6 protein-coding genes and 2 pseudogenes are annotated in these 8,496 nt (G+C 63.2%); 5 read left to right on the forward strand and 3 right to left on the reverse strand.

The window, feature by feature from the left end:
* Positions 1–26 precede the first annotated feature (26 nt).
* From HCN51_RS39640 to HCN51_RS39655, 4 genes and pseudogenes are all read left to right on the forward strand, one after another.
* Positions 27–971, forward strand: coding sequence for a carbohydrate ABC transporter permease (locus tag HCN51_RS39640; protein WP_168017212.1), 945 nt, complete (start codon positions 27–29; stop codon positions 969–971).
* The gene (locus HCN51_RS39645) at positions 964–1,884 is read left to right on the forward strand and encodes a carbohydrate ABC transporter permease (RefSeq protein ID WP_168017213.1); all 921 of its coding nucleotides are present in this window, start codon (positions 964–966) and stop codon (positions 1,882–1,884) included. The genes HCN51_RS39640 and HCN51_RS39645 overlap by 8 nt, the downstream gene beginning before the upstream one ends.
* 53 nt (positions 1,885–1,937) lie before the next feature.
* The gene (locus HCN51_RS39650; RefSeq protein ID WP_168017214.1) at positions 1,938–3,236 is read left to right on the forward strand and encodes an ABC transporter substrate-binding protein; all 1,299 of its coding nucleotides are present in this window, start codon (positions 1,938–1,940) and stop codon (positions 3,234–3,236) included.
* Positions 3,237–3,285: 49 nt separating this feature from the next.
* Positions 3,286–3,888, forward strand: a pseudogene (locus tag HCN51_RS39655) (IS256 family transposase); the annotation flags it as partial.
* A gap of 22 nt (positions 3,889–3,910) precedes the next feature.
* Here HCN51_RS39655 and HCN51_RS39660 read toward each other — a convergent pair.
* A complete protein-coding gene (locus HCN51_RS39660; RefSeq protein ID WP_346433962.1) occupies positions 3,911–5,455 on the reverse strand; it encodes an ISL3 family transposase in 1,545 nt (514 codons plus the stop codon).
* Between the two features lie 5 nt (positions 5,456–5,460).
* Here HCN51_RS39660 and HCN51_RS39665 point away from each other — a divergent pair.
* Positions 5,461–6,309, forward strand: a pseudogene (locus HCN51_RS39665) (IS256 family transposase); the annotation flags it as partial.
* Positions 6,310–6,773: 464 nt separating this feature from the next.
* Here HCN51_RS39665 and HCN51_RS39670 read toward each other — a convergent pair.
* Positions 6,774–7,229, reverse strand: a complete 456-nt coding sequence (locus HCN51_RS39670; RefSeq protein ID WP_168017215.1) for a hypothetical protein — start codon at positions 7,227–7,229, stop codon at positions 6,774–6,776.
* Positions 7,230–7,278: 49 nt separating this feature from the next.
* Positions 7,279–8,496, reverse strand: a 1,218-nt coding sequence (locus HCN51_RS39675) for a hypothetical protein (protein WP_206068424.1), incomplete at its 5' end; no start/stop codon positions are given.

Below are 8,496 nucleotides of genomic sequence, written 5' to 3' on the forward strand. Positions count from 1 at the left end.
CCCACCGGAGGAAGGGGCCACGTCCGATGAGCGCGCTCGGTGAGCTCCGTACGCTCAGCCGGTCCCGGCATCGGCTGAGCCCTGCCGAGAAACTTGAGCAGAAACGCGACACCAAGACCGCAGCGGTCTTCCTGACACCGTGGCTGGTCGGATTGCTCGCCATCACGATCGGTCCGGTGCTCGCCTCCCTTTATCTCGCATTCACCGACTACAACCTCTTGCAGGACCCGAACTTCACCGGCCTGGCGAACATCCGTCGCATGCTCGGCGACGAACGCCTCGGCAAGGCACTGGCGGTGACATTCGTCTACGTGCTCGTCTCCGTCCCGCTCCAGCTCATCGTCGCGCTGGCCCTCGCGTTGCTGCTCGACCGCGGGCTGCGCGGGCTGGCGTTCTACCGCTCGATCCTCTACCTGCCGTCGCTGCTCGGCGGAAGCGTGGCCATCGCCGTGCTGTGGCGGCTGGTGTTCGGAACGGATGGCCTGGTCAACGCTCTCCTAGCGCTGTTCGGCGTTGAAGGCGTGGGATGGGTCGCCGACCCCGACACCGTACTCGGCACGCTCGTCATCCTGCACGTCTGGACGTTCGGCGCACCCATGGTGATCTTCCTGGCCGGGCTTCGCCAGATCCCTCGCCAGTTCTACGAGGCCGCCGCCACCGACGGCGCCTCCCGGCTGCGGCAGTTGACGTCGATCACCTTCCCACTGCTCAGCCCGATCATCTTCTTCAACCTCGTCCTCGGGCTGATCGGTTCCTTCCAGGCCTTCACCCAAGCCTTCATCGTCTCCAACGGGACTGGCGGCCCGAACGACGCCACGCTCTTCTTCTCGCTGTACCTCTACCAGGAGGGCTTCGTCGGCTTCCGCATGGGATACGCCTCGGCGCTCGCCTGGTTGCTGCTGATCATCATCGGCGCGTTCACCGCGCTGAATTTCTGGGCCTCGAAGTATTGGGTCTTCTACAATGACTGAAGCCTTCCAACGCACCAGCCCGCGGCCTGCGCCCTCCATACCCCAGGCGCCTCCGCCCCTCCGCCGCCATCAGGGCCGGCACCCGCGACGACGCGTCATCAGCGTGGTCAAGCACGTCTGCCTGATCGCCGTTTCGATCATCATGCTCTATCCGCTGCTATGGATGGTCGTCAGCTCGCTGCGTCCTAACGAGGACATCTTCACCAGCCCGGGCCTTTTCATCGACACCTTCGACTTCAGCCACTACCCCACCGGATGGAACGCGCTGAGCCAACCGTTCAGCGGCTACTTGCTGAACTCCGCTCTGGTCGTCCTCGGGTCGGTGATCGGGAACCTGCTCTCGTGCTCCATGGCCGCCTACGCCTTCGCGCGCCTGAAGTTTCGTGCCAGACGGCTCGCCTTCGCGACCATGCTCATCACGATCATGCTGCCTGTCCACGTGCTGATCATCCCGCAGTACGTGTTGTACGCCCAGCTCGGCTGGATCAACACCTACCTGCCCTTGATCGTGCCGAAGTTCCTCGCCACCGACGCGTTCTTCGTCTTCCTGATGACCCAGTTCATCCGGGGCCTCCCCCGCGAACTCGACGAAGCGGCGCGCATCGATGGCGCCGGTCACGCACACATCTACCTGCGCATCATGCTCCCCTTGATGACGCCCGCCTTGGCCACCACCGCCATCTTCACGTTCATCTGGACCTGGAACGACTTCTTCTCCCAGCTCGTCTTCGTCACCAAACCGAACCTCTTCACGGTCCCGGTCGCGCTCCGCTCCTTCATCGACGCCCAGTCGAAGTCCGACTTCGGCGCCCTGTTCGCCATGAGCGTTGTCTCGCTGGTTCCGGTCTTCCTTGTCTTCCTGTTCGGCCAGCGCTTCCTCGTGCGCGGCATCGCCCTCACCGGCGGCAAGTGACCACCGACGGCTCCAGCGGAAAGGAAATCATGGCTACACGTACACACCGGCGTATGCGCGTGGGCATCGCGGCCGCGCTCGCCAGCATCATGCTCGCCGCCTGCGGCACTGCCGGGAACAACGTCGATCGACCCGAGCTGTCGGACGGGAAGGTGACGATCACGTTCTCCTGGTGGGGCGCGGACGCGCGAACCCAGCTCACCCTGCAGGCCATCAAGCTCTTCGAGAAGGATCACCCCAACATCACCGTGGAACCCCAGTACGCCGACTGGAGCGGCTACTGGGACCGCCTCGCCACCACCACCGCAGCCGGCGAAATGCCTGACGTCTCCCAGTTCGATGAGCTCTACTTGGCGTCTTACGCCCAGCGGGGAGCGTTGCAGGATCTGTCCAAGACCTCCAACATTCTGAACACCTCCGCCCTCGCCCCGCAGATCCTCGACGCGGGCCGCGTCGGCAACACCCTCTACGCCGTCCCCGTCGGCGCGGCCACCAACGGGATCATCATCAACACCACGCTTTTCAAGAAGTACGGCGTCAAGGTGCCCGACGTCGACAACTGGACCTGGGACGAATTCATCAAGGCGGCCACCGACGTGACCAAGGCGTCCAAGGGCGAAGTGCACGGTCTCAGCCCGTTCGGAGCTGATTCCTTCACCCTGACCGTCTGGGCCCGCCAGCATGGCAGCAGCCTGTTCGACGACGACGGAAAGGTGGTCGTCGATCCCGCGGTCCTGGCCGCTTACTGGCAACGCGAGCTCGACTTCATCAAGAGCGGCGCGTCCCCTTCGGTGGCCCAGCTCAGCGAGATCCAAGGCGTTCCCCTCGACCAGAACCATCTCGCTACCGGCAAGACCGCCATGGGGTTCATCCCGGCCGGCCAGTTCACCGCCTACCAGTCCGCGGCGCCTGACTACGACTTCGCCATCGCCGACTGGCCGACCGATCCCGACACCAAGCCCAACGCCCAGTACCTCAAGCCGAGCATGTACTGGGCGATGTCCGCCACGACCGAGCATCCCGCCGAGGCCGCCCTGCTGATCAACTTTCTGACCAACGACACGCGGGTCGGCGCACTGTTCGGAACCGACCGTGGCGTTCCGGCCAACCCGAAGTTCCAAGAGGCGATCAAACCGAAGCTCGACGAGAGCGGCCAGGAAGCGCTCGCCTTCACCACCGCCGTCACCAAGAAGGTCGGCGCCGCGCCTCCTATCACCCCCAAGGGGGCCAGCGAAGTCGCGACTGTGCTCGATCGCTACAACCAGCAGGTCCTGTACGGAAAGGCGACCCCGCAGGCCGCAGCCCAGGCGTTCATCAAAGAGCTCCAGGCTTCCATCACCGCCGCTGGTTGAGGGACTGTACGGTCACTGGTGTAACTCCTGATCATGGAGAACGCACCTGATGAGTACTGTGATCCAGGCATCGACGGAGATCGACCTGGAGGACGCCGCGGTGGCGCGCAAGAAGCCCGAGAACTCGACGGATCGGGAGCTGGTGGCCAAGCTGGTCGGCCAGGCCCGCGCCGAGGGCCTGGAGTTGGTCGGTGAGAACGGGCTGCTGGGCCGGCTGACCAAGCTGGTGCTGGAGTCCGCCCTGGAGGGCGAGATCACCGACCATCTCGGCTACGACAAGCACCAGCGCTCCGGCGGCGAGACGACCAACAGCCGTAACGGCGCCCGCTCCAAGACCGTCATCACCGATGTCGGGCCGGTGGAGATCACCGTGCCGCGCGATCGGGACGGCAGCTTCGAGCCGAAGATCGTGCGCAAGCGGCAGCGGCGGCTGTCCGGCGTCGATGAGATGGTCATCTCGCTGGCCGCCAAGGGGCTGACCACCGGCGAGATCTCCGCGCACCTGGCCGAGGTCTACGGCGCCGAGGTGTCCAAGCAGACCATCTCGGCCATCACCGACAAGGTGCTGGACGGGATGGCCGAGTGGCAGAACCGGCCGCTGGATCCGGTCTACCCGGTGATCTTCATCGACGCCATCCACGTCAAGCTGCGGGCTCTGTCGCAGATTGCGTGATCTAGGCGGAACGCAGGGTGCGTTTGCGTAGCAGGTCGAGTTTCGCGCGGCCGAACATTTGGCGTTTGAGCATCTTGACGCGATTGACCTGCCCTTCGACAGGGCCGGAGCTGTGAGGCAGTGTCAGGCCGTTGCGGACAGCGTTGAGATCCCGGCGGAGGTTGCGGGCGAAGGAAGCGAGCGCGGTGAATGAGTCCTTTTCGACCGCGGAGATCCAGGCGTCGAGCTGGTGGCCGTGGAGCTGGGTCATCATGAGGGCGAAGTCCTGGACATGCCGGGCCAGCCGGTTCAGAGCGCGGCTGCGTTTGCGAAGGGTTCGCAACTGACCGGCATCGTCGGAGCTCAGGTTGTCGGGGTTGGACATGATCCAGCGGGTGATGTCGCGGCCCGAAGGCGGCCTGGGGGCGGGGATGGCGATCTGACCGGCACCGGTGCGAAAGCGCCGTAGGTAGCGTTGCACTTGTTGCTCGGTGCCGGAGTATCCGAACGTGGTGATCTCCCGGGTGAGCTGGGCGGCGTTTCGAATGCCCTCGTTCCAGCGGCGGTGCAGGTGTTCGTGGTATCCGTCCAGGATGCTGGCACGGTTTTGACTCATGGCGATCACGGTGTCGACCTCGGCGGCGTTGGCCAGCTTGCGGACGGTTGCGGGGTGCAGGCCGAGCTCTCGGCCGATGGCCGCCTTGCTGAGACCTTGTTTCAGCAGCTCATGCACGGCGGCGTGATGTCGACGCAGTCGGGTGACGACTTTGAGCTCGCGGTGGTGCATCACGGGTGGTGGTTCGGCGGTGCAGGTGGCTGCGGCCGCGGCGGCCAGCACTGCTGCGAGGTCGTGGCGGACGGTGGCGACGTTCTTCTCCACGGCCTGGCCGAGGTTCTGCCACAGATGGAACCGGTCTGCCACTTGCACTGCGTCGGGTGCGCCTTGGCGTGCCCCGTCAGCGTAGCCGCCTGCTCGATCTCGGCAGATTACCTCCGGTAACGAGTGCTCACGCAGCCACGCTGCCAGAGAGTCTCCGTCCCTGCCGTCGATCATGTCCACGACCCTGCGGGTTTCGAGATCCACCATGATCGTGCCGTAGCGGTGACCCTTACGTGTGGCGAAGTCATCGACACCCAGCACCCGCACGTGTCCGATCGGCTGCTCAGGCAAGGCCCTGACGCGACGCAGCAGGGTGTCGCGGCCCACTTGCAGACCCAGCGAGGCTGCCAGGCGAACGCCGGCCCGGCCCGCCAGCTCCATCCCTATCGATGCCAACAGCTGCTGCAGGGCGTCGGTGAAGCGCGCATGCGGCCGGGTCAGGCCCGGCACCTGCTCGGCGAACGTCTTCACCGGACACGTGACGCTCACACAGCGAAAACGCCTGACCACCAACTCGATGATCACGCAGGCACCACCCACCACGGCGTCCTTGAGCCGGCGCACGTACCTGCCGTGAACCCGAGCCGATACCCCGCCACAGCTCGTGCACGCCGCTCGCATCCCGCTTACCCGAGCACGAATACTCACTATCCCGCCTTCGCGCTTGGCATCCTCCACGGTCAGCACCGTCAGGTGCGGGAGCAGAACGTCAATCCACTGCGCAAGACACGAAGATCATTATTCCTTCGTGGAACCCGCAACAAGACCGACGAATCGAGGATCACGCAATCTGCGACAGAGCCAAGCTGCGCGACGGCCAGGTCGCCAACCGGCCCATCTACGTCGCGCTGGCCGTCACCGTCGACGGCGAGCGCGACATCCTCGGCCTGTGGGCCGGCGACGGCGGCGAGGGCGCCAAGTTCTGGCTGCACGTGCTGACCGAGATCAAGAACCGCGGCGTGGCCGATGCGCTGATGGTGGTTTGCGACGGCCTCAAGGGGCTGCCGCAGGCCATCGAAAGCATCTGGCCGCAAGCCGTAGTCCAAACGTGTGTCGTTCACCTGCTGCGCGCCTCGTTCCGGTATGCCGCCCGCCAGCACTGGGACGCCATCGCCAAGGCGCTCAAGCCGGTCTACACCGCCCCGACCGAAGCCGCCGCGCTGGAGCGGTTCTACGAGTTCGCCGAGACCTGGGGCGGCAAGTACCCGGCGATCGTGAAGTTGTGGGAGGACGCCTGGGCCGAGTTCGTGCCCTTCCTGAACTTCGACACCGAGATTCGCCGGGTGATCTGCTCGACCAACGCCATCGAGTCGGTCAACGCCCGCATCCGGCGGGCGGTCAAGGCCCGCGGCCACTTCCCCAACGAGCAGGCCGCGCTCAAGTGCGTCTACATGGCGATCATGAGCCTGGACCCGACCGGCAAGGGCCGCAAACGCTGGATCACCCGCTGGAAGGCCGCCCTGAACGCCTTCGCCATCACCTTCGAAGGCCGCCTGACCCCGACCACCCGTCAATCAAACAAAACCGAGATACACCACTGACTGGACACACCCTCGCTCAGCGGAGGTCTGTCCCGCATTTGATTATGTCGTCACGGAAGTTGGTGCACACAGTGGGCGAGCATCACGACGACAACGCGAGGTGCGCGCCTACCTTGAGGAACTCCATGATCTGAGCCATGAGGAAAGGCGGGTGACGGCTTCATGTCGACAAACACCTTCCGTGACCGGATGCAGGTCGCCAGGAGCCTCTTGAAGCGGACTACGGCCGACTCACACTCGAGGCCCCACCTCATCGGGCACTTCGAGACGCGTTATGTCCCCGGCATGCTCCAGGTCCCGGCCTGCTGCATGATCGCGAATTCGACGACGTTGACGCTGCGGTTGCGGCGCGAATACACCGCCAGCAGATGCTGCATGACCCGGTCATAAGGTTCGAGTTCCTCATCGGTGAGTCTGTGCTTCTGTGGCTGATCTACCAGGCGACGGTGATGCGACTGCTGTACTTACCAGCCTACGTACGCGTAAACGCTCACGAGCGCAGTGGGCTTGATACCCTGCCTTTCGATGGCCTTCATCGCTTCGGGGCGATTGTGTTCCTCGGAGACGCTCCACGCATAAGCAGCAACGGTGGCGCCTTCCCACCGGGGTGATTTCAGCCACACATTTAGCGGCCGGCTGTCCACCTTGGTGGTCCAGTTCCGGCTGTGCAGATAGGCTACCGCCTTCCCTAGCGATTTCTCCTCAGTATCGCCACCGACATCAACCAAGAAAGCATGGGTTACTAAAATTTCTGACCCCGTTGAGACTTCTTGGCGTTCTTTCCAGACAACTGTGCCGATCTTATTGATTTCTCCCAGTACGCCGGGGTCGACCTCTTCGGGTTGCTGCGCACACGCTCCAACAAGAAGAGAGATGACAAGAGCAAGTGCAGGCAGCTTTCGTCTCCGCGTAACCCTCATCTTTTTATATCTTCTCGCTCACGGCATCAATTGAGGATGATATCGTATCTTACATGTAGGTCCAGCATGCGGGCACAGATTTTCCGCATGCGAAGAGCTCAGGGGCGGCCTTCTCGTATGCTAGTAGAGCGTTACGGCGCTCCTCTGCGATTCGCCCGTTTTCCGGATTCTGCGGGGTGGCCTCGGGCCTGCCGACGTAGCCACTATTTGCCCAAGCCACGTATCGCTTGGCGCTGACCTTTCCGGTTTTCACGTCCGTGACCGCTCCGGAGCAGGTGCAGTAGGCGATTGCCGCGTCCATGTCAGTCATGGGACGATTAAGACCCTCTATGCGCGCTTTCAGGTAGCGCATATATGCCGCCGCCGCATGAATTGCAAACGAAGGGTTTTTCATCATATCCGCGATCTGGCCATCGTCATATTTTTTGGCGGCAAACCCCTCCTTGTATGCGTTAAGCGCGTGCCTTACTTTATAGATTTCCAATTGGGAAACGCCAACCGACGCCCCTTCTCCATCCGCCCAAAAGCTGACATTATCGTTAAACATCTGATTGGCCTGCCAGTGGCTTTCGTACATGAGAACTGCAGCCAAGGCATTCACGTTTTTGATTCCGTGATTCGCGGCCGCCTTCTCGATATCCCTCCAGTATCTAACGATGTACTTATAGCTCTCATAAGAGGCCCATCTAGAGGCGCTAGTTCCGTCCTTTGGCTTTGTAGCATACATGCCCGAACCGAGCCTACTGCCTACTTGCTGCATCTTTCGCCACTCGCCGAGCCTTACATCGTTAGCGTTCTTATTCGCCACCTTCTCCATGGCAGCGAAGCTTTCCAACCCGCCCGCCGCCACCCAGCTGAAGGCAAGCTGCTTGTCGGTCATGGTAGGCGACCAGTTGGACATGTATTCGTTTTGCACCTTCTCACTGGCGAACCAAAAGTTCGGCTGGTCGATCGGCCGGCCGTTGGGCATGACCTCCAAGCCCAGCCTCTCGACTTCGTCCTGACCGAGCCAGAACTTCTTCTCGTTTTCCAGCTCGATCATCCGGGCCCAGCTCGGGTCCACAACGACATCGCCCGCACCGACACAGAAACCCATGCGGACACATGTATCGTCAACCGAGCCGCCGCCGACCGGGCCGATGACCTTACCGCCTCCCGATGATCCCGAGCTGCCGTAGCCGCCTGCGGGGAGGGTGTAGCCGCCACCACTCGATCCGGAGCTGCCGTAGCCGGAGCCGGCGAGCGAGCTGCCTCCGATGGTGATGGG

It is taken from the genome of Nonomuraea composti, assembly GCF_012034275.1.
Taxonomy (GTDB): Bacteria; Actinomycetota; Actinomycetes; order Streptosporangiales; family Streptosporangiaceae; genus Nonomuraea; species Nonomuraea composti.